General features: G+C 61.1%; 20 protein-coding genes and 1 pseudogene. 15 read left to right on the forward strand and 6 right to left on the reverse strand.

Annotated features, from left to right (window positions below; genetic code table 11):
- Positions 1-38: 38 nt before the first annotated feature.
- Positions 39-1388 carry an MFS transporter gene (locus P3T18_RS00875; RefSeq protein ID WP_429298019.1) on the reverse strand — a complete coding sequence of 450 codons (1350 nt, stop codon included), beginning with the start codon at positions 1386-1388 and terminating at the stop codon, positions 39-41.
- A gap of 88 nt (positions 1389-1476) precedes the next feature.
- Positions 1477-2622, reverse strand: coding sequence for a porin (locus tag P3T18_RS00880; RefSeq protein ID WP_429298020.1), 1146 nt, complete (start codon positions 2620-2622; stop codon positions 1477-1479).
- A gap of 399 nt (positions 2623-3021) precedes the next feature.
- On the opposite strand from P3T18_RS00880, the gene P3T18_RS00885 reads away from it, so the two are divergent.
- From P3T18_RS00885 to P3T18_RS00895, 3 genes are all read left to right on the forward strand, one after another.
- Positions 3022-3993 carry a ketopantoate reductase family protein gene (locus P3T18_RS00885; RefSeq protein WP_429298021.1) on the forward strand — a complete coding sequence of 324 codons (972 nt, stop codon included), beginning with the start codon at positions 3022-3024 and terminating at the stop codon, positions 3991-3993.
- A 165-nt stretch (positions 3994-4158) separates the two neighbouring features.
- On the forward strand, positions 4159-5079 hold the full coding sequence (locus tag P3T18_RS00890; protein ID WP_429298022.1) for a LysR family transcriptional regulator: 921 nt from the start codon (positions 4159-4161) through the stop codon (positions 5077-5079).
- A 196-nt stretch (positions 5080-5275) separates the two neighbouring features.
- Positions 5276-6250 carry a PDR/VanB family oxidoreductase gene (locus tag P3T18_RS00895; protein WP_429298023.1) on the forward strand — a complete coding sequence of 325 codons (975 nt, stop codon included), beginning with the start codon at positions 5276-5278 and terminating at the stop codon, positions 6248-6250.
- A gap of 43 nt (positions 6251-6293) precedes the next feature.
- Here the strand turns inward: P3T18_RS00895 and P3T18_RS00900 are convergent, their stop codons facing one another.
- The gene (locus P3T18_RS00900; RefSeq protein ID WP_429298024.1) at positions 6294-7217 is read right to left on the reverse strand and encodes a LysR family transcriptional regulator; all 924 of its coding nucleotides are present in this window, start codon (positions 7215-7217) and stop codon (positions 6294-6296) included.
- A gap of 139 nt (positions 7218-7356) precedes the next feature.
- On the opposite strand from P3T18_RS00900, the gene P3T18_RS00905 reads away from it, so the two are divergent.
- The 7 genes from P3T18_RS00905 to P3T18_RS00935 all read left to right on the forward strand — a co-directional run bounded on the left by P3T18_RS00905 (position 7357) and on the right by P3T18_RS00935 (position 12468).
- Positions 7357-8640 carry an aromatic ring-hydroxylating oxygenase subunit alpha gene (locus P3T18_RS00905; protein ID WP_429298025.1) on the forward strand — a complete coding sequence of 428 codons (1284 nt, stop codon included), beginning with the start codon at positions 7357-7359 and terminating at the stop codon, positions 8638-8640.
- The gene (locus P3T18_RS00910) at positions 8637-9137 is read left to right on the forward strand and encodes an aromatic-ring-hydroxylating dioxygenase subunit beta (RefSeq protein WP_429298026.1); all 501 of its coding nucleotides are present in this window, start codon (positions 8637-8639) and stop codon (positions 9135-9137) included. The genes P3T18_RS00905 and P3T18_RS00910 overlap by 4 nt, the downstream gene beginning before the upstream one ends.
- A gap of 25 nt (positions 9138-9162) precedes the next feature.
- Positions 9163-9549, forward strand: coding sequence for a tautomerase family protein (locus P3T18_RS00915; RefSeq protein WP_429298027.1), 387 nt, complete (start codon positions 9163-9165; stop codon positions 9547-9549).
- A 73-nt stretch (positions 9550-9622) separates the two neighbouring features.
- Positions 9623-10000: a hypothetical protein gene (locus P3T18_RS00920; RefSeq protein ID WP_429298028.1), complete on the forward strand. Its 378-nt coding sequence runs from the start codon at positions 9623-9625 to the stop codon at positions 9998-10000.
- Complete coding sequence (locus tag P3T18_RS00925; RefSeq protein ID WP_429298029.1) at positions 10000-10566, forward strand: nuclear transport factor 2 family protein; 567 nt, start codon at positions 10000-10002, stop codon at positions 10564-10566. The genes P3T18_RS00920 and P3T18_RS00925 overlap by 1 nt, the downstream gene beginning before the upstream one ends.
- Entirely contained in the window at positions 10563-11699 is a 1137-nt protein-coding gene (locus P3T18_RS00930) for an amidase (protein ID WP_429298030.1), read from the forward strand. The genes P3T18_RS00925 and P3T18_RS00930 overlap by 4 nt, the downstream gene beginning before the upstream one ends.
- Before the next feature lie 25 nt (positions 11700-11724).
- Positions 11725-12468 (forward strand): SDR family NAD(P)-dependent oxidoreductase, encoded by a 744-nt coding sequence (locus P3T18_RS00935; RefSeq protein WP_429298031.1) that lies wholly within the window; start codon positions 11725-11727, stop codon positions 12466-12468.
- Between the two features lie 78 nt (positions 12469-12546).
- On the opposite strand, the pseudogene P3T18_RS00940 reads toward P3T18_RS00935, so the two are convergent.
- The 3 genes and pseudogenes from P3T18_RS00940 to P3T18_RS00950 form a co-directional block, all read right to left on the reverse strand.
- Positions 12547-13428: pseudogene (locus tag P3T18_RS00940) on the reverse strand (efflux RND transporter permease subunit); the annotation flags it as partial.
- 120 nt (positions 13429-13548) lie between these two features.
- On the reverse strand, positions 13549-14187 hold the full coding sequence (locus P3T18_RS00945; protein ID WP_429298032.1) for a flavin reductase family protein: 639 nt from the start codon (positions 14185-14187) through the stop codon (positions 13549-13551).
- 30 nt (positions 14188-14217) lie between these two features.
- Positions 14218-15333, reverse strand: a complete 1116-nt coding sequence (locus P3T18_RS00950) for a DUF1989 domain-containing protein (RefSeq protein ID WP_429298033.1) — start codon at positions 15331-15333, stop codon at positions 14218-14220.
- A 305-nt stretch (positions 15334-15638) separates the two neighbouring features.
- Here P3T18_RS00950 and P3T18_RS00955 point away from each other — a divergent pair, with 305 nt between their 5' ends.
- The 5 genes from P3T18_RS00955 to P3T18_RS00975 all read left to right on the forward strand — a co-directional run bounded on the left by P3T18_RS00955 (position 15639) and on the right by P3T18_RS00975 (position 21399).
- Positions 15639-16403 carry a GntR family transcriptional regulator gene (locus tag P3T18_RS00955; RefSeq protein WP_429298034.1) on the forward strand — a complete coding sequence of 255 codons (765 nt, stop codon included), beginning with the start codon at positions 15639-15641 and terminating at the stop codon, positions 16401-16403.
- A 163-nt stretch (positions 16404-16566) separates the two neighbouring features.
- A complete protein-coding gene (locus P3T18_RS00960; protein ID WP_429298035.1) occupies positions 16567-17673 on the forward strand; it encodes a BMP family ABC transporter substrate-binding protein in 1107 nt (368 codons plus the stop codon).
- A gap of 33 nt (positions 17674-17706) precedes the next feature.
- Positions 17707-18846: an ABC transporter permease gene (locus P3T18_RS00965; RefSeq protein WP_429298036.1), complete on the forward strand. Its 1140-nt coding sequence runs from the start codon at positions 17707-17709 to the stop codon at positions 18844-18846.
- Positions 18847-18888: 42 nt separating this feature from the next.
- Positions 18889-19818, forward strand: coding sequence for an ABC transporter permease (locus P3T18_RS00970; protein WP_429298037.1), 930 nt, complete (start codon positions 18889-18891; stop codon positions 19816-19818).
- 30 nt (positions 19819-19848) lie between these two features.
- Positions 19849-21399 (forward strand): ABC transporter ATP-binding protein, encoded by a 1551-nt coding sequence (locus P3T18_RS00975; RefSeq protein ID WP_429298038.1) that lies wholly within the window; start codon positions 19849-19851, stop codon positions 21397-21399.
- The last annotated feature ends 2 nt before the right edge of the window (positions 21400-21401 follow it).

The raw sequence follows: 21401 nt of genomic DNA on the forward strand, positions 1-21401 counted from the left end.
GTGCTATGGATCGAGTCGCCGCTTTGAAAAGAGGTGTCTCAATGAGAAAGGCGGGCCGGCTTGTCTCCAGCGGCGACTTCTTCGGCGCTTTTAGGAACCAGCGCGACCACTACGCCAGCACATACGGCCGCCGCCGCAAAGATATAGAAATTCCACCTGACGTCGATGCCTTCGCGAAGAATGAAGCCTCCGACCAGCGGCCCAGCCATCGCGCCGACGCGACCAATACCCACGGCCCAACCGATTGCGCTCGAGCGAACATGCGGAGCGTAGTAGTTCGAGATCAATCCGAGTTGCACCATCGCCACGCCGCCCGTTCCGAGTCCCGCCACGGCAATCAGACAGTAGGTGTAAAAGATGGAGAACTTGAACGACAACGAGATCAGGCAAACCGCACCGATCAAATATGTCAGCAGGACGGACTTGCGCGGTCCGAGACGATCGGCATACCGGCCGATCATGATGCCGCCGATGGCCGATCCCGTCATGAAAGTCGCGAGGAAAGCGAGGCTCGATCCCAGATTGAAGCCCATTTGCCGCATGATCTGCGGCAACCACGTGCCGATTCCGTACAGGTTGAGTACGGCTGCGACTTGCGCGACCCAGAACGCTACCGTCGCGAGAAAATTCCTCTGCGAGAATATTTCTCCGAACACCTTGGCGATCGACAATTTGCCGCCGCCTGCCGCGGCTTCACTGTGGGCAAGCAGATTCTCGAGCACCAGTCCATGCGATGCGGCGATGACTCTCGCTTCGGCGGCGCGGTCGCGCGAGACGAGATACAGCGGCGACTCGGGCATGTATTTCCACAACACCGGAACGTACAGCAAGGGCAACGCACCGACGGCCACGACGACTCGCCAGGTGTATTCCTGCATGAACAGCAGCGCGACGAGTGCCGACAGCAACGCACCGACAAAGTAACCCGAGTACATCAGTGCAAAATTGAAGTTCTTCCGGTCCGGCGAGGAGAACTCGACTGTCAACGCCGCGCTGGCCGAAATCACACCGCCGAGGCCGATACCCCCTATTCCACGCGCAAGCGTGAAAAGAAAAGGGGTGGGTGCAATGGCCGAGAGCGCCATCGAAATGGAAAACATGGTCACGCATGCCAGCAGTAATGGACGCCGACCCAGCAAGTCGCTAATGACGCTGACGACATAGCACCCGACGAGCGTGCCGAGCAGCGCCACACTGCTCATCGCACCGATCTCTGCGGCATTCAGATTCCAGGGCGCATAGCGCATCAGCGCCGGTACGATCGAACCCATGATTGCCGCGTCATACCCTTCACACACGATGACGAGAAAACACAGCAGGACGACGTAATTGAATTTACCTGAATAGACGGCAGGCAGACTGCCGGTTTTGCTATCCATATTGATCATACGAGTCACCTTCTTTTCAGAGAAACGGCATGTCGACGACTACGACCAACCTTCTATCGGCTGGTGAGGCAAACCACGCGTGCCACCATCAGAATTTGGTGCGCAGTCCGAGGCGCGCGACCAACTGGCTTTTTCCACTCGATGCGGCGATCACCGGCGCCAATCCGGCAACGGTGGCATCCCCGGCTGCACGCATCCACGTCGTCTGAAAATAGACGTCGGTACGTTTCGAAAGGAAATAGTCGATCACCCCACCTGCAATGTGATAACGCGGCGTGGTTCCGTTCGCCGAGACCTTGCCCGCGGTGTAGCTGTAGGCTCCGCCTACCTGCAGCGCGGGGGTAATGTTATAGGCGGCAATCAGTTCGCCAATATTGAACGTGACTGCCCCGTCGATGTGCGCGCCAAGCGTCGGATCGAGCGATGAGAAGCGCGTGTTGGTGTACACCGCGGCAAGCCTCGCTTTCCCCAGTACGTATTGAACGGAGACGCCGGTCGAGCGGTAGTGGCCAGCGGCAATACCGTAGTTGCCGTCGACCGGATTGCTGGCCGTCCAGACGCCCTCGTTGACCGCAGTGGCCGGGTGATCGATTGCCGTGTAGGCCGCCGCGATGCTCAGCGGCCCGCTGACATAGTTGACGCCAAAAGACTCCAGCGCGTTGCGTCCCATCTCACCCGGCGTCCCACCGAAACTGTATAGCGCGCCGAGCGATACGCCCGAGAAAGACGGCGTGACATAGCGAACCGCGCTATTGACGCGGTAATCGATGCCCGTATTGTCCAGGTCGCCGGCGTGCGGAAGCAGAATCCCCCAGTTTCCGGTAGCACCGTAGGCGCCGACATAGTCGGCCATGAACTCATTCTGGCGGCCGAGCGTGAGCGTGCCGTAACGATCGTTGCTGAGGCCGACATAGGCCGCGCGGCCGAACATCCGCGATCCGTTGCCCAAGGTCCCCTGATTCACATTGAAGCCGTTTTCAAGGCGAAAAATGGCGGCCGTGCCGCCGCCCAGATCTTCACGGCCCAACACGCCCCAACGACTTTGCTGGGCGATACCGCTTTGCATCTGCCATGCGCTCTTTCCGCCTACATTGCTCGAATACGTCAGACCATCGTCGATGATGCCGAACAGCGTCACATTGTTGGCCGCATGCGCGGCGCCGCAAGAGAGCATCGAAGTACACAGTACAGCGAAAATATTCTGGTGCGAAACCGCTTTGTAGTTCGTCGTCATGGGCAAATTTTCGTGGGTTCGTGGTTGGCTTTTTTTATCCTGCATAGCCGGGCCGGATTCGAAGCGCGCAACACTTCCCTGCTTTCCGGTTCGGGCCGATACGCTGCATTGGGAACGACGAGACGTAACGTGACGCGATGCCAAGTCTCGGCGCACATCTTTTCTTAGGCAAATCAACCAAAAGCCACATGGCAAATAAACCGTGCTTATCTGACTGAGCGGCACGCGCCTCCATAAAACTCATTCATGCCGGACATTAATGGCGCGAATTGGCGGCCTTGACGGGCAGGCGCTAAGCTCGACGCGTCTGTACGGCAGCTTTGCGCTCGCCTTTTCATCCGACGCGCTGCCGTTTCTCCATAACGTTGGTTGCAAGCTCCACCAAGGGTCGCTTCCCTGATGTCCATACGGATTCTTGTTATCGGTGCGGGTGCACTGGGTGGCTATTTCGGTGCGCGTCTCGCCGACAATGGCGCTCAGGTCTCGTTCCTGCTTCGTCCCGGTCGCGCGAAGCAGATTGCCGATTCCGGGCTCATCGTTCACAGTCCGTTCGGCGACACGCGCATTCGCGCGCCACATGTCGTAACCCGTGCTTCGCTGGAAAGCTCGCCGGAGCACTACGATGTGATCCTCGTCGGGTGCAAGGCGTACGACCTGGAGGACACGATGGACGCATTCGCACCCGCCGTCGGCGAGGCAACGGCAATCGTGCCGCTGCTGAACGGCATGGCGCATCTCTCCCGCATGCAGCAACGATTCGCGCCTGCCAACGTGCTGGGCGGCTTCTGTCTGATTTCCGCAGCGCTCGACGAGACCGGCCACATCCGGCATCTGAACGACTCTCACCAACTGGTCTTCGGAGAACTCGACGGAAGCATGTCGGCTCGTGTGTCCCGTTTGAAGGCCGCTTTTGAGGGCGCGCGCTGCGAAGCCGTTGCCACCGGCCAGATCATTCAACGCATGTGGGAAAAGTGGGTCCAGATAGCAGTCGCCGCGGGCATGACGACCTTGATGCGCGGGTCGATCGGGACGATCGTTTCGTCGGGAGGCCTCGCATTCGCCGACGCGCTTTTCGATGAATGCGCAGCCATTGCGGCGCGCGCAGGCTATCCGCTGAGCGAGGAAGCGTCGGTGCGCATCCGGTCGGCCGTGACCGACAAGACCTCGGGTGTCACCGCGTCGATGATGAAAGATCTCCAACGCGGCGCACGCGTCGAGGCCGATCATCTGATCGGAGAGATGATCCGCTTGAGAGACGCGGAGGCAGTTGGAGAGCGTGCGAACCCGACGATGAGAAGCGCCCCTTCTATTCTCGATCTGGTGGCGCTGCACTTGCGGGTGTACGAACGGCGGCGACTGGAAGCGCTTTGACGAGTCGCCACGTGTGGCGCGCGCATTAGTTTTCGCGGGGCATGTCGGTTAAGATTTGAAGGCACCGCAGACATTCGCGGTCTCACGTCAGCGTGCCGACGCCGCCTCCGGCAAGGCGTCGGCCTTCCGCTTCCCGGCCCGACGACACCCATTTCGACAGCCCGCATGACTAATCTGCGACACGGAGTCCCCGATCTCAACCTGCTGCGAGTCTTCCTCGCAATCTGGGATTTGCGCAGTCTGACCGCCGCGGGCGACCGGCTCGGCCTGACGCAACCCGCCGTCAGCCACGCTCTGCGTCGATTGCGAACGTTGTTCGACGATCCTCTTTTTGTCCGCACGCCAGGCGGCATGGTGCCGACCGACGCAGCGCACCGGCTCTATCCGCCGCTCACGCAAGCTTTTTCGATCATCAATCTCGCGGTCCAGCAATTGGCGAGTTTCGATCCCGCTACGGCGCAGCGGGTTTTCCGCGTCTCGATGTCGGACATGTCGGAGTTCTATTTCCTCCCTCCGCTGCTTGCCATGCTGGACCAAACCGCGCCCGGCGTACGGATCGATGTTGCCAACGTACCCGTCGAATCGGTGAGTGCGGCCATGCGCGCGGGCGAGGTCGATCTTGCATTGGGCTACGTGCCGGGCCTCGACGCGGGCTGCGTCAGCGAACGACTCTTCGTCGACGAGCACGTCTGCGTGGTGCGTGCGGGCCATCCGCTGCGCAAACGCAAGCCGGCGCGGGAAGACCTCGCCTCGCTTCGCTATATCTACGCCAGCACGAATGCAACCGGGCACCGGATGGTGCAGCAATGGCTCGAAGAGTTGAATTTCAAACGGGACATCGTGCTGCGTTTGCCGCATTTCGTCGTCGCGCCGGAAATCGTTGCACATACCGATCTGGCCGTGATTTTCCCGAGAAGCATCGCCGAACGTTTCAATCGCAACCACTCGTTCCGCATCCTGCCTTTGCCGTTCGCGCTTCCTCCGATCGAAATCCAGTTGCATTCGCACACGCAATTCACAGCCGATCCGGGTATCGCCTGGTTGCGCGATGCGATCTGCGAGATGTTCCAGCAACCCGAGGTGTAACTGACGTTCAATCGCGAGCGACTCGCGCCGCTGCGCGTGGCCATACGCCGCCCTCGCCCTCGCATTTGCCGCACTGATTTAACTTCCGAATTTCTATGGATTTGCCTTATACCGGCCAGCTTTGTATGTTGGTTACCTGAGGCAGGCGACCCACGCCGATGCTTCGGTCCATAGAAATGTTGATTGAATCGCCTATATGAACGCCACATCTTTCAAGGTCCGGGTCGACGCGGTGCACGACGAAGCGTTGGATATCCGCTCCTATAAAATTTCCCGCATCGACGGGCAGCCGTTCGACGCATATGAAGCCGGCGCGCACATCGACGTGACGACGCCGGCCGGCACGACACGCCAGTACTCGCTATGCAGCGACCCGCGTCACTGCGAGGCGCGGCTTTTCGCCGTGAAGAAAGAACTGACATCGCGCGGCGGTTCGCGCTCGCTTCATGAAGACGTGAAAGTCGGCACGGAACTGACCGTCAGCGCGCCGCGCAATTTGTTCCGCCTAGTGCAGCACGCAAGCGAAACGATTCTGATCGGAGCGGGCATCGGTATCACGCCGCTGTTGTCGATGGCCCACCATCTCGTCGCGCAAGGCGCGCCGTTCACGCTGCACTATTTCGTTCGCAGCAAGGAGCATGCGGCATTCATCGATTTGTTGACGTTGCCCCCCTTTGCCGCGCATGTCCGTCTGCATATCGGCGTTGTACGCGAAGGACTTGACGATGAATTGACTGCGTGCATGGAAGGCGTGCAAGCCGGCGCTCAGGTTTATACCTGTGGACCGCCTCAGTTCATGGCTCGGGTGACCACGGTTGCGTCGCGATACGTGCCGGAAGAATCGGTCCATCTCGAACGCTTCGGAGCCGACGTCGCACAGGACAGTGCGAGCAATGAAACGCTCGACACGTTCGAAGTGGAACTCTCGCAATCGGGCCGACGCGTGAAGATTGAAAGCCACCAGAGCATTGTCGATGCCCTTGCGGCCGTGGGCGTGCAGATCGACACGTCGTGCGGCGAAGGCGTATGTGGAACCTGCATGATCGATGTGGTCAGCGGCGAACCCGATCATCGGGATCATTGCCTGAGCAAAGCCGAACGCGCGGCCAATGACGTGATCTGCTGCTGCGTGTCGCGTTCGAAGTCGCCCGTGTTGGTACTCGATCTTTGAGAAGCACGCAGCGCGCTTCTCACGCGCTAAACCAGATCAGGCCTCAGGCCGGTTGATCGAACCGGCTCACGATATCCGCGAGCAGATTGCGCATCCATACGATGCCGTCGTCGTCGTGGAAGTGCTCGTGCCAATGCATCGTGACCGACGCCACCGGCAGCTTCACCGGCAAGTCGTAGATCTGGAACGCGTCCGCCTGGTTGAGAATGCGCGCGAGTCGGCGCGGCAAGGTCGCATACAGGTCGGTCACCGTGAGAATCGCCGGTAGCGCGACGAAATGCGGGATTTCCAGTGCAGTGTTGCGGCCGACGCCCTGAGCACGCAGGGCGTCGTCGAGCGCACGATGACTGTGTTCGAGCGACTGCACCTGAATGTGCGAGCCCGCCAGAAAATGCTCCAGACTCAGCTTGCCACTCGTCGGCAGACCTTCCCGACGACGGGTCATACACACGTAGTCTTCTTCGAACAGCAGCTGGTGGCGCGTGCTGGCCAGCAATTGCGGGTGATTACCTATCGCGAAGTCGAGCCGGCTCGACCGCAACGCGTCTTCTATCTCCTGCCCCGAGACTGGCCGCACACTCAGCCGAACTCGCGGTGCCTGCGCGTGCAGCACCTGGCAGATGGCGGGCAGATACGCCATCTCGCCTGCGTCGGAAAGCGACAGACGAAACGTGCGCGTACTGACGGCCGGGTCGAACGATTCCGCGTATCGCAGCGCTTCGCGCACCGTATCGAGCGCACGTCCCACGATACTCGACAATTCCAGCGCCACCGGCGTGGGTTGCATGCCTAAACGCGTGCGCAGGAACAGTTGATCGTCGAACAGCGTACGCAGACGTCCCAACGCGTAGCTCACCGCCGGCTGCGAAAGCGCCAGCCGCTGACCTGCTTTGGTGAGGCTGCGTTCTTCGACAATGGCCTGGAAAACCCGCAACAGATTCAGGTCGATGTGATCGATCGTGGTCATCGGGACACTCTTATCAGTGGGGTTTATTGTGTGGCCCATTTTAGATGGATTTGACCGATGTGTGGGATACGTCGAGACTAGCCGTACACCTTTAATACCGCTGCTTTCGCAGCCGATCGCCCCCACTCAAGAGAACTCGATGAGCGACACTCCCTATCAGACCATCGACGCGAGCTCGCTGTACAAGCGTGCCGAGTCCGATCGCATTGCGCCCTCGTTGTATTACGATCCGCAGATCTTCGAAGTGGAACTCGAACGCGTCTTCTACAAGACGTGGATCTGGGTTGCCCACGAAAGCGAGCTGCGCAATCCGGGCGATTTCATCACCACGACAATCGGCCGCCAGCCGGTCATCGTCGTACGCGACAAGACCGGCGCAGTGAACGTGCTGCAAAACCGCTGCCGCCATCGCGGCGCGACGGTGTGCGAAGAGCATAAGGGCAATGCCAAAGGCTTCACGTGTCCGTATCACAGCTGGTCGTATGCACTCGACGGCACACTACGCGCACTGCCTTATGGCGACGGCTATGAAGGCGTTTGCGAGAAAGGCGATCTACCGCTGCGCAAGTTGCGCGTGGGCATCTACAACGGCCTGATTTTCGCCAGCTTCAACGAGTCGATCGAACCGCTCGAAGACTTTTTGGGCGGCGCGAAAACCTGGATCGATCTGTTCATGAAACAGGGCGCGGGCTATCCGGTCCGCACGAACGGCGAGCACAAGTTCAAGTTCAAGGGCAACTGGAAGATCCAGCTCGAAAACACCACGGACCTGTATCACTTCCCCGTCGTGCACAAATCGTGGCTGAAGTCGGTGGATGACGAAACGGCGAAGGTGATCACCAGCTTCATGACGAGCGACGAAGCGTTCTGCCGCTCGCTCGGCAATGGCCACAGTCTTGCCGTGCTGATGCCGGAAGTGGTCGATCTCGACAAGGACGACGGCGCGCCGTTGCCCGAGCGCTTCGATTTACTGAGCAAAAAACTCGCGGAAAAACATTCGCCCGAAGAAGTGCGCCGCATCGTGCGCTCGCTGATGGGCGTCGGCTTCAATCTGAACCTGTTTCCGAATCTCGCGTTGTCGATGGCATTTTTCCGCGTGCTGCGCCCGATTTCCGCGGAAGAAACCGAGATCCGTCATATCGCGCTCGCCATGGATGGCGGCCCCGAAGAAGCCAATCGCGAACGTCTGCGCATGCACGAGCACTTTCAGGGTCCGTTCGGTTTTGGCAGCCCCGACGACGCCGAAGCCTGGGAACGCGTGCAGCGTGGCTCGCATGCCGGCCCTGACGTGCCGATTCTGGTCAACCGCGGCCTGAACCGCGAAACGACGGCCGATAACGGCGAAAAGACCGCACACTCCACTGACGAAACCGGCATGCGTGAAGCGTACAGGCAGTGGCGCATTATGATGGAGCAGGCATGATGAACGACCGCAACCTGGACTTCTCCCAAGCAACCTTCGCCCGCGCAATCGAATTCATCTGGCGCGAAGCCGAAATGCTCGACCGCCGCGACTACACCGCATGGCTGGATTTGTGGGACCCGTCGGGCCACTACGTGGTGCCGATCGACCCGCAGACCACCGATTACGAGGCCACGCTGAACTACGCCTACGACGATCATGAGATGCGTAAAAAGCGCGTGCAGCGCATGACCTCGGGCTTCTCCGCGTCGGCCGCCGACGCCGCGCGCACCGTTCGTACGGTATCGCGCTTCACGGTGTCGAACGGCTTTGGCGAGGTTGTCGAAGTCAAATCGGCACAGGTTATCGTTGCCTACAAGCGCGGCGTGGCAACGCTCTTTGCAGCCGATCTGACGCATAAGCTGAGTTTTGCCGACGGCGAGCCGAAGATCGTCGAGAAGGTTATCCGTCTGCTCGATTCGACCGAAGCGCTCAGCGCGATCGGCTTCCTGCTCTAAGCGCCCACGCTATTTCACGTTACTCATGCCGACACTCGAAGCCTACCTGCCGCAAGGCCACGACGAAGCCCGCAAGGCGAGATTGATTGAACGACTGACGCAGGCCACCGTTTCATCGATCGGCGCGCCCGCGGAAAGCGTGCGCATTCTGCTGAGCGAGCTACCCGGCGCGAACTTCGGGATCGGCGGAAAGAGTGCCGCGCAAGGCGCCGCGCCCATGCTGCCGGTCATCGTCGCCATCCTGATCGCCGGTCGCACGGACGCGCAGAAAGAAGCGCTGATCGCGGCGCTTTGCGAAACGGCGGCAGATGTACTCGACACACCTTTGCAGGCGACACGGGTGATGATCAAGGATATTCCGAACACCGATTTCGGTATCGGAGGCAAGACCGCACGCGCGCTCGGGCGCTAATCCCAGCGTACGCTGGACGAAACCGCGCCTTTCGATGCAACATGGCACTTAACTTTCAAGAGCCCTCAATCGTATGACAGACAATCGATCCTTGCCGCTGCGCGTGCTGTTCTGCTGCGGCGTCACGCAAAATTTCTTCGACTTGCCGCGCGAGCAGATTGGCGAGGTCTGGCAGGCCTACGGCAAGATGCTGGCGGAAATCGAAGCCATGGACAATGTTCGCGTGCTCGGCGTAATGGATGACGACCGGCTCGTCGTCGGTCAGTCCGACGGCGCGCCCTGGACGTTTTACATCATGGCCGATGTCGCCGACTTCGACACAGCCTCCGCCGTTTGCAATCTGTATCGCACGACGCCGGTCGGCGAATACAACCTGTGGCGCTACGGCAAGATCGAGGCACGCGTGGGGCGCGCGCTGACCGTGCCGCCGCTCGACAAAAAGGCTTCCTGATGAGCGACGCTACCGCGCCGGCGCTTGACGCACTGCAAGCGCTGCAGGCCCTGCAGGCCCTGCAGGCCCTGCAAGATCGCGTCGCCGCGCTCGAAGCTGAAAACGCGGTCCGCAAGACGATTTCGCGTTATATGGCGCTGTGCGATGTCCCGATGCGCGCGCTGCCCGGCGAATCGCTCGCCGCCCTTTTTGCCGAAGACGCAATCTGGGAAGGCATCGGTCCTCAATACACCGCGAAATTTGGGCGTCTGCAAGGCCATGGCCCGATTCTGGACATGCTGCAACGCTATCTGCCACCCACGCCGCACTTCGCCACCAACGTGCACTTTCTGACTGCGGAACATATCGCCGTGCAGGGCGCGAGTGCGAAAGGCCGCTGGATCATGTTGCAGGCGTCGGGTTATATCGACGGCCGGGCCGAACTGATCTCGGCGCGGCTGGAGGTCGACTTCGTGTGCACGCAGCAAACTGCGCAGGGCGCTGCCTGGCTGATTCAACACTTCCGCACCGAGCGTCTTTTCGACGCGCCCTGGCAGGTCAATCCACGCAAGGAAACGGCAGCATGAGCGCATTCATCCGCGAGTTCGTCTTGCGCGCAAGCGACAACGCAAACGGTCCCACCATCACGATCAAGGACAGCATCGACGTCGCCGGATATCCGACGACGGCCGCCAGCCGCGCGCTGGCCGACGCGCCGCCATCGACGCAGCATGCCGAGGTCGTGCAGCGTCTGCTGGATGCGGGCTGGCAGATACACGGAAAGGCCAACATGCACGAACTCGCGTTCGGGATGACCGGCATTAACGATTTCACCGGCACGCCACTCAATCCACAGGACCCGACACGCATTCCGGGCGGTTCGTCGAGCGGTTCGGCGTCGGCTGTCGGGCTGGGTCTGGTCGACGCCGCGCTTGGTACCGACACCGGCGGCTCGGTACGCGGCCCGGCTGCGTGCTGCGGCGTGATCGGACTGAAGCCGACGTTCGGGCGCGTGTCGCGCGCAGGCGTCGCGCCTGCACAGACGACGCTCGATTGCGTCGGCCCTTTCGCCCGCGATATGCGCATGCTCGTTGCGACGATGGCCGCGATCGATCCCGGCTTCGATGCCGATGCGGCGACCCGCGACGCGTCGGCGATGCGCGTCGCCATCGTGCAGGTGGACGCGGACGGACCGATTCGCGCTGCCGTCGAAGCCGCCGTGGCCCGCGCAAATTACGACGCCACCCACATCACGCTCGATGCCATGCGCGACGCGTTCGAAGCGGGCCTCGCAGTCATCAACGTGGAGACGTCGCACGCGTTCGGCCACCTCGTGGAAACGGGCAAGCTCGGCGCGGATCTGGACGCGCGTCTGCGTGCAGCCGCCAAGACCACCGCCGCCCAACTCGACGCAGCCGAGCAGGTGCGCGCCCGCTTCTCCGCGCTGGTCGACGAAGCCCTCACACACGCCGACGTGCTGGTGATGCCGACGCTTCCCTCACTGCCGATCACGATCGAAGCGGCGCGCGCGGGCACACCGGTCATCGCGATGTCGTCGCTGATCCGGCCCTTCAATCTGAGCGGGCATCCCGCGTTGAGCCTGCCGATTCCTGTCGAAGGGTCGGCGTTGAAAGCAGGCTTGCAGATTATCGGACGCAAAGGCGCGGACGAAACCGTGTGCGCGGTCGCCGCACACATCGAAACAGCGCTCGGGCGTTGAGTTCACTCACGGAGACTTCGAAGATATGTCGAAACGGGGCGTCATAGTGACCGGCGCGGCACGCGGACTCGGCGCCGTCGTCGCACGTCGCTTTCACGAAGCGGGTTATCGCGTCGCGCTGGCAGATATCGCTTTCGACGACGCGAGCGCACTCGCGAAGTCGCTCAGCGCCGATGGCGATACGGCTTGCGCGTTACGTCTGGACGTTACCTCGAAAGCCGATTTCGAGCAGGCCCGGGATGAACTGATCCAACGCTGGGGCGGAGTCGATGTACTGGTGAACAATGCGGGCGCATCTAAAGTCGTGCCGGTGATGGAAATCACCGCCGAACAGTTCGACCAGGTTATCGACATCAACCTGCGCAGCGTCCTGTTCGGATGCCAGGTGTTCGGCCAGTTTTTCGCCGATCGCGGCGCGGGGCGCATCGTCAATATCGCCTCGCTCGCGGGACAGAACGGCGGCTCCGCGACCGGCGCACACTACGCCGCGGCCAAGGGCGGCGCCATTACCCTGACCAAGGTTTTTGCGCGTGATCTCGCCGCGCGCGGCGTCACCGTCAACGCGATATCGCCGGGTCCGATGGATCTGCCGATCGTGCATGAAAGCGTGCCTCCGGAAAAGCTCAAGGCGGTGATCGAGAACATACCCGTAGGCCAGTTGGGTTCGCCGTCGTACGTTGCCGACGTCGCCGTGCTGCTCGCGTCGGTGGATGCCTATTTCGCCAATGGAGCATGTTGGGATGTGAATGGCGGGCTGTTCATGCGTTGATCGCACAAGATCGGCGCCGGCACCATGGTCGATTAATGTCGGCCACGATGCCGCGAACATTCCCCGAAGCTCCAGCTTTCACGCGGCAGGCTCACGCTCCACAACCGTGCTGCTCGCACGAGACTTATCCAGCCAATGCGCCAGCCGGTCAAACCAAAGATGCACGACAGGCGTGGTGAACAGCGTCAGCATCTGCGACAGAATCAGTCCACCGACAATTGCAATGCCAAGCGGCACGCGCAATTCCGCGCCCGCGCCATGCCCTAACGCCAAAGGTAACGCGCCGAACAGCGCGGCCAGCGTGGTCATCATGATGGGCCGGAAACGTAACACGCAAGCCTGACGAATCGCTTCGCGAGGGCTCAAGCCCTGCTCGCGTTCCGCGACGAGTGCGAAGTCGATCATCATGATCGCGTTCTTCTTCACAATGCCGATCAGCAGAATGATGCCGATCATTCCCATAATCGACAGATCCTGGCCGCTCAACATCAATGCCAACAGCGCGCCGACTCCCGCCGACGGCAAGGTGGAGATGATCGTCAGTGGATGAATCGCACTCTCGTAGAGAATGCCGAGAATCAGGTACACGACCACCAGCGCAGCGGCGATCAGATACGGCTCGCTTGCGAGCGAAGCCTGAAATGCCTGCGCCGTGCCCTGAAACGAACCCGTCAGGCTATCGGGCTTTCCCGCTGCGAGTTCTGCCTGATGAATCGCCGTTACCGCATTACCGAGCGACTGTCCCGGCGCGAGGTTGAACGAAATGGTCACGGCCGGAAAGAGCCCTTGATGATTCACCGAAATCGGCGAGACATTGTTCTCCACTCTCGCAAGCGTGCTGAGCGGGACCAGTTCGTTCGTCGAAGGTGATCTTACATAAAGGTGCGCGAGTGCGTCGGTCGTCAACTGAAACGACGGATCGACTTCCTCGACGACGTGATACTGATTCAGCTGCGTGAACGGGCTGTGAAGTGACGCGGTATAAGCCGGACGGCGAGTGAGCGTTGAGGGAAGTGCGCAACTTTTGCGATTCTTCGGAAAGGCGCGTGTGGGTTGCACGGTCGTGTTGCGCTAGCCGTGTCACATCTCGTCTATGTTGGTCGATGCATGGGGTGCCTGAACCCCGCTGCCGTCGAGCGAGAAGCGGTTACGCGTATCGATATAGAAACTCGCACCGAAACGCGCGACAGGAAAAAAATCCTGCAATCGCACACGCCACGCGTCGGTATCGATCAGTCCCGCACGCGCGTGCAGCGACACAATCCGGCCGATGAATATTTCGCGGCTCGGCGTCTCGAGTTTTTCGTGCAGACAACACTCGAATGCAACCGGCGCCTCGGCAATGCGCGGCGGCTTAACGGCCTGCGACGGTTCGGGCGTCAGTCCGACCATTTCCAGTTCGCTCACATCGGCGGAAAAACGTTCGCCGCAGCGATGCATCTTGACGGCCATCGCTTCGTCGCAAATGTGCACGACAAACTCGCCGGTCTGATTGATATTGACCGACGTGTCCTTTAACTCGCCGTCCGCGAGCCGGTTGATGCTGATCATCAGAATGGGCGGATCTTCTCCAAGCATCGCAAACATGCTGAACGGCGCCGCGTTCACGACACCGTTGGTGCCAACCGTCGTGACCAGCGCGATGGGCCGCGGCACGATCAGGCTTGCCATCAGCTTGTAGCGTTGATACGCGGTCAATGTCGAAAAGTCGATATCCATGTTTCTCCGGGGCCGCTGCGCCCCGCCCCGTTAGATAAAGCGTGCTTCCCACCAGCTGAACACGACATCGCGCAACGACGCGCCGTCGTCCTGATACAGGTCGGCGCGGTGGTTACGGCGGAATAGTTCGAAATCTCCATCGCCGAGCGGAACGTCCAGTTCGACGAACGTCAACGGCGTATTGAAGAATTGCGGCTGATAGGATGGGTCGCGAGCAAGACTGCGTTCGGCACGTATTGTCGACACCTTGAAATCGGCGGGGCTGCGCTGCGTTTTCATACGTCGCAATGCGGGCACGTCGCGCAATTCCGCAGCAGCGGCCGTGAATACCTGCAATTTGACCGGCTTGATCGAGTAGTTACTCGTTCGTATGACATCGGCGCCGCAGACGTTCGGTACCGCAAGCACATCCATCAACGCCAGCAGTTCGACATGATCGCCAGGTCGCGAACTCTGGCGATCGACGAAGGGCTTTCCATCGCGAACACCGGTGTTCATGAACAGATTGAACGAGTCGTGCACGTCATCCGGAGTCAAACCGTATTCGCGCTGTGCTTCTGCCTGAATATCGTGGCAGTTGGTATGCGTGTGATAGCCGTAGACAGACTCGTACAGGTTCGCGCTACAGCGCGGAAACATCACGTCATTGCAATTCACGGTGTCGCGGCTGATGTACATCATTGCCCGCTCACGCGGCGGCGCCGACCACAGAAAATCGCCGGTTGTGGGATTGATGCCATGCAGCGTGCGAGTGCGCCCTGTATGCATGAATTCCCGGTAGTCGTGCAAATTGAAGCAGTTGAAGTCGACGCATTGCGCACCTTCTATCTGCTCGATTCTCAGAACCTGACCCGCGCGAATTTCGATTGCCTTTCCCGTGCCGGCTTGCAGGATCAACGTGTCGAGCAGTTCACGCTCGGCAGGTGCCCGCGCGATCATCTCGGCCGTGAAGGCGTCGCTCGTTCCCGCGCCCTTCAGCGTTGCTCGTAGTGACGCATTCGGAACGACCGCGTGCTCACCCGCGCTTTCGCGAACGGCTCGCGTGACCAGCGCGACGCGGTCAGCGGCCTCACCCGCTGCGACCGCGCGGTCTATCAGTTCGAGTTGTTGCTGGTTCAGAACGAGAGTGACGATCTGCTGATTCATTTCGAAGCTCCACGGTTTTCACGTTGTGGACAATACAGCCAAATCACGTATACAAAAAAATAAATCTACGAATACCAAAACCGGGCGTGATTTCCCATTTCTGGATCATGCTTCGCGCCAAATGTGTGCGTGCCGGACAACTTCTCAGACGCCATACATCACTGTCGATCTAACGGACGCGACCAGATCGCCCATATAAGGCCTCGGCTTCACGAATTTTGTATTCTTGAATTTTATTTCTGGCATACCTGTTGCATTATCATCGTCAACATCGACACTTCCGCTTTACGCCAGGCAAATCCACCATGACCACGATCAAACGATCCGACGCTGCATATCTGTCGCTCAGGCAGGCCATCGTGGAGCACGCGCTCGTGCCGGGCACGAAGCTGCCCGAAGACGCCCTCGCCACGCATTTCAAGGTCAGCCGCACGCTGATTCGCGCTGCACTCGCGCGGCTAGCGAGCGAAGGTCTGATCGATATCGGCAACAAGCGCACGGCAACGGTCGCGCGTCCGAGCCGCGAGGAAGCAAAAGCGGTCTTCGAAGTTCGCCGTTGCCTGGAGGAAGAAGTCGTGCGCCTGGTCATCGAGCGCTGGCAGCCTTCGTACGGCGCGACCCTCGAAGGCCATGTACGCCAGGAGGAAGAGGCGGCGAAATCGGCCAACAGCAAGCTATCCAGCCGCCTCGCCAGTGAATTCCATCTTCAGCTTGCACAGATGTCCGGCAATCCGCTGCTGGAGCGATACGTCTCCGAAGTGGTCTCGCGTTGTTCGCTGATCCTCGCGGTCTACGGTCGTGAGCATTCGCAGGAATGCGGTATCCACGAACATTTCGAGCTGATCGCGGCACTGCGCGCGCGTGACGTTCCGCTTGCGCAACGGCTCATGACCACGCACATGCATGCAGTGGCGGAGCGCGCGCTCGCGCCGGAACCCGAGGCCGCTGCGCACGACATTCTCGACATCCTCGACCAGTACTCGCGCGCATTCTCTTCGCCCGAGCCGCAGCCGATCGCGCTCGAGCGGAAAACGCGGCCCACGCCCAAAAAACGCGCCGGAACTGGCTAAAGCCGAGCCGCCGGTTGCCTGACGGCTGGACCGGCTCACTGCAATACCTGCTCCAGATGAAAGCAACCGGCCACCGGAGGATGACTCACGCCGGTTCTCCGGGGGCTGCGCTTTCCGAAAAAAACGAACGTCAACCTGCACCTGAACCCTACCGGAGCATTCAATGGCACACATCAATCGACGCGGCTTCCTCGCCCTCACCGGCGCCGCCGGTCTCGGTCTGGCGACAGGATTGCGCCCGCTCGCCGCCGCGGCGAAGGAAAAGGTCACCGTAGGCATGGTCTACGTGGGTCCGCGCGACGACTTCGGGTGGAATCAGTCGCACGCACTGGCCGCACAGTCGCTGCGCAGCGTTGCGGGCGTCACCGTCGATGAAGAGGAGAACGTGCCCGAAACCATCGCCGTCAGGAAGACGATGGAGTCGATGATCCAGCTCGACGACGCGTCGCTGATCTTCGGTACTTCGTTCGGCTATTTCGACCCGTACATGATCGAACTGGCGAAAGCGAATCCCAACGTACAGTTTCGCCACCCGACCACGCTCCGGACGCCCGGCAAGCATCCGGACAACCTCGGCGGCTACTTCGGTTATCTGGATCAGGCGCATTACGTCAATGGCGTGGCCGCGGGGCTGTCCACCCGAACGAACAAGATCGGCTATGTGGCCGCGAAGCCGATTGGCATCGTTCTGCGCAACATCAATGCTTTCACGCTCGGCGTGCGCAAGGTCAATCCCAATGCGACGGTCAAACTGATCTTCACTGGCGACTGGTCGTTGCCGGTGCGCGAAGCGGAGGCCACCAATGCGCTCGTCGCAGGCGGATGCGATGTGATCGCGTGTCACGTCGACAGCCCGAAGGTGGTGATCGAAACGGCGGAACAGCACGGCGCAAAAACCTGCGGCCATAACGTGTCGCAGGCGTCGCTCGCCCCCAAGGGCTTCATCACCGGCGCGGAAGCCAAATGGTCGACGGCCTACAGGAGCTTCACGGCGGATATCGCCGCCGGTCGCAAATTGCCCAACACGATGTACGGCGGCTACGACCGCGATCTGGTGGCGAGCACGCCGTTCGGCGCGGGTGCCAGCCCGGCTGCACGCCAGGCTGCGCTGACCGCCATCGCGGACCTGAAGTCGGGCAAGCCGATGTACGCGGGACCGGTCAAAAGCAATACAGGGAAGCTCGTGCTCGACAAAGCCACCGGCAACTACGACCCGATTCTGGACAAGACCAATTTCCTGGTGGAAGGCGTGATCGGCTCGATCAGCTGATCAGGTCATTCGCGCTGTTTTCGGGAGCATCTCATGGCGAGCAACGTGACTCAATCGACTTTACCGCCGGTCCAGCTGGCACCCGCCGAGTCGTCCGAAGCGGGTGAATGGGGCACACGCGCGCGCGCGATTGCCGAAACGATGACGATCACCGCGCTGGCGATCATCGTCACAGCGGCGCTGTTCGCACTCTTCCTGCTCGCGCTCGACAAGTCGCCGGCCACCTTTTTCGCGTTGTTATGGCGCGGCGGATTCGGCACGTGGTTCTCGCTGCAAAACGCAGCGGTGCGCGCGGCGCCGCTGATCTTCACGGCGCTGGTCGTCGCGATTCCCGCGCAACTCGGCCTCGTCGTGATAGGTGGCGAAGGCGCGCTCGTGCTGGGCGGTTTCGCCGCCGCGTGCGCGGCGCTGCCCTTTCACGGCGCGAATCCGTATGGCCTCGGGAGCGCCGCGATGCTCGCGGCGGCGGTCGTCGCCGGCGCAGTGTGGATCGGGCTGGTCGGCGCGTTGAAGCATTACCGGGGCGTGAACGAAACGATCTCCAGCCTTCTGATGTCGTATCTCGCCATTGCCACGATGAACTTTTTTGTCGACGGTCCGCTGCGAGATCCGGCAAGCCCGAACAAATCGTCGACGCTGCCCATCGGCGACGCGAACACGGTCGGCAACATCGGCACAAGCTCGATTCACTGGGGCCTCGTGGTTGGCTTCGTTGCTGCGTTGCTCGCGTGGCTGTTGATGCGCCGCACGACTTTCGGGTTCGCCGCGCGGATGACCGGTGGCAACGTGCGCGCAGCGAAGGCGCAAGGACTCGCCGTCGGCCGGCTGATCGTCACGGCCACTGCGATTGCGGGCGCCTGCGCCGGACTCGCCGGTTATTTCGAAGTCGCCGCCGTGCAGGGACGGGCAAACGCGTCGCTGGTGGCGGGCTATGGATTCAGCGGCATCCTCGTGTCGTTTTTATCGCGACACAACCCGCTGGCCATCGTACCGGTCGCGTTTCTGGCGGGCGGTCTCGCGGCAGCCGGCGGCCTGATCCAGCGACGCATGGATCTCCCCGACGCAACGGTCCTCCTGTTGCAGGCAACGCTTTTTCTCGTGCTGCTGGTCAGCGAAACGCTGTACGGGCGCTTTGCGCTGTTTCGCGCGCCACGAAGCTCGCGTACGGCCTGATGTGCCGCTCATCTATTCATCGATCACGCAACGGAGCCCACCATGACCACGACCGACATCGGCGCCTGGAGTATCCCGCTCGCGATGTTCGCGGGCGCGATTCGCGTGTCCACGCCCTTCCTGTTCGTGAGCCTCGGGGAGTGTCTGACCGAGAAGTCCGGGCGCATCAACCTGGGCCTTGAGGGCACGCTCGTGTTCGGTGCGATGGCCGCCTACGCAATCAGCTTCCACACGCACTCGCCGTGGCTCGGAACCCTCGGTGCAGGCATTGCGGGCGCGCTCTTCGGCGCGATGCACGGCTATATCTGCCGGCTGCCGCGCGTCAACGACATAGCGATCGGTATCGCGATGATGCTGTTCGGCACCGGTCTTGCCTTCTTTCTCGGGAAGCCGTATATCCAGCCCGACGCACCTCATCTGCCGTCGCTCGCGCTGGGCGACTGGTCGTCGCTGCCACAGGTGCGGGTCGCGTTGCAGATCAATCCGCTGTTCTTCGCCGGTATCGCGCTCGCTCTCGGACTGACCTGGGCTCTCAAACGTACGCGCTGGGGCCTGGTTGTTCGCATGACGGGCGACTCGTCGGCCGCCACCCGAGCCGCGGGCTATTCCGCCGATATGGTGCGGCTCGTCGCAACGACTATCGGCGGATTCATGGCAGGAATCGGCGGCGCATTCCTCTCGCTTTCGTATCCGGGCAGCTGGACCGAAGGTCTTTCGTCAGGACAGGGAATGATGGCGGTCGCGCTCGTGATCTTCGCGCGCTGGCGTCCGATGGCCTGCGTGAGCGCCGCGCTCATTTTCGGTGCGGCCGGCGCGATCGGTCCGGCATTGCAGAGTGCGGGCATCACGCAAGGTTATTACTTTTTCAATGCAGCGCCATACGTGTTGACGCTGATCCTGCTGATCGTGTCGTCGTCGCCGCAACGCAACCTTAAAGGCGCGCCGGGCGAGTTGTCGATCGCACGCCGTTGAAGTATCGAATACTGCATGGAGCGAAGCAACATGAGCCAGCCAATGACCGGACTTGCACTTGAAATCGTCGGTATGTCGAAGCGCTTCGGCACTCATCTCGCACTGGACGACGTATCGATCAGGGTGAAGCCGGGTTCGATCCACGCGCTGCTCGGAGAGAACGGTGCGGGCAAGTCGACGCTCGTCAAATGCATCATGGGCGAGATCGCACCGACGAGCGGTCAGATCGCGATCGACAACCGCGAGGTTGCGATTACGAACATCCGCGACGCTCATCGGCTCGGCATCGGCATGGTTTATCAGCACTTCACGCTGGTGCCTTCGTTGACGGTTGCCGAGAACCTCGTCATGGCGCGCGCGGATGTGCCCGCGCTGATCGACTGGCGCGCGGAAAAGGCCGCACTCTCGGCTTTTCTCGACCGGATGCCGTTTCGTCTTCAACTGGACCGACAGGTCGAGGCGCTCTCGGCGGGCGAAAAGCAGAAGCTCGAAATTACGCGGCAGTTGTATCTCCGTCGACGCCTGCTGATTCTCGATGAACCGACCTCCGCGCTGACTCCCGCCGAGGCCGACGAAATACTCACGCTGCTCAGAAAGCTGACGCGAGAAACCGGCCTCACCGTCATCATGATCAGCCATAAATTCCGCGAAGTACTCGCCTATGCCGATGACGTCAGCGTGCTCAGACGCGGCAAGCTGGCGGGTGCGGGCGAAATCGGCGAGTTGAGTGTCGAAGCGATGAGCCGGATGATGATTGGCGACGCGACCGTGCGTGAGGCTGCATCGCGCACCCAGCGGCGGACTGGTCAAGACCATGTCGTGCTGAATGTGGAGGGCTTGTGCGCAGACGACACCAGCGGTCAACCGGCGGTCCGCGATCTTAGCCTGCGTGTGCGCGGCGGCGAGATCCTCGGCATTGCCGGTGTCTCGGGGAACGGTCAGGCGGAACTCGTCGAGGCGCTCTCTGGACAACGCGCGATCACCAGCGGCGCCGTGTCGGTCGACGGGCAACCGTTTCAGCCACGTCGCACGCAAATGGCGGCCTGCCGCGTGTTCGGCTTGCCCGAAGAGCCGTTGCGAAATGCGGCGGTCGGCCACATGTCCGTTGCCGAGAACATTGCGTTTCGGGCGTTCGATCGCACCGGCGTCAGTTCGCGTACGGGTTGGCTTTCGCCCGCAAAAATCCGCCGGTATGCACGAGCGCTCGTCGCCAGCTATCGCGTGAAAACCGTGTCGCTCGATGAGCCGATTGCGAATCTGTCTGGCGGCAACGTACAGCGCGCGATTCTCGCGCGCGAATTGTCGGGCGACGTTCGGTTATTGATCGTCGCGAATCCCTGCTTCGGCCTCGACTTTGCGTCGGCCGCCGAGATTCGCGCGCGCATCGTCGAACAGCGCAATCGCGGTGCAGCAGTGCTTTTGCTGTCTGAGGATCTCGATGAAATCATGGAACTCGCCGACCACGTCGCCGTGATGAGCGACGGCGAAATTGTCTATCACAGGCCGATAGAAGAATGCGATCAGCAGGAGATTGGTCGCGCCATGGCGGGAGAGTGGCGAGTTGAGGGGCAAGCTGCGTGATT

It is taken from the genome of Paraburkholderia sp. GAS199, assembly GCF_050436585.1.
In the GTDB taxonomy this organism is placed as follows: domain Bacteria; phylum Pseudomonadota; class Gammaproteobacteria; order Burkholderiales; family Burkholderiaceae; genus Paraburkholderia.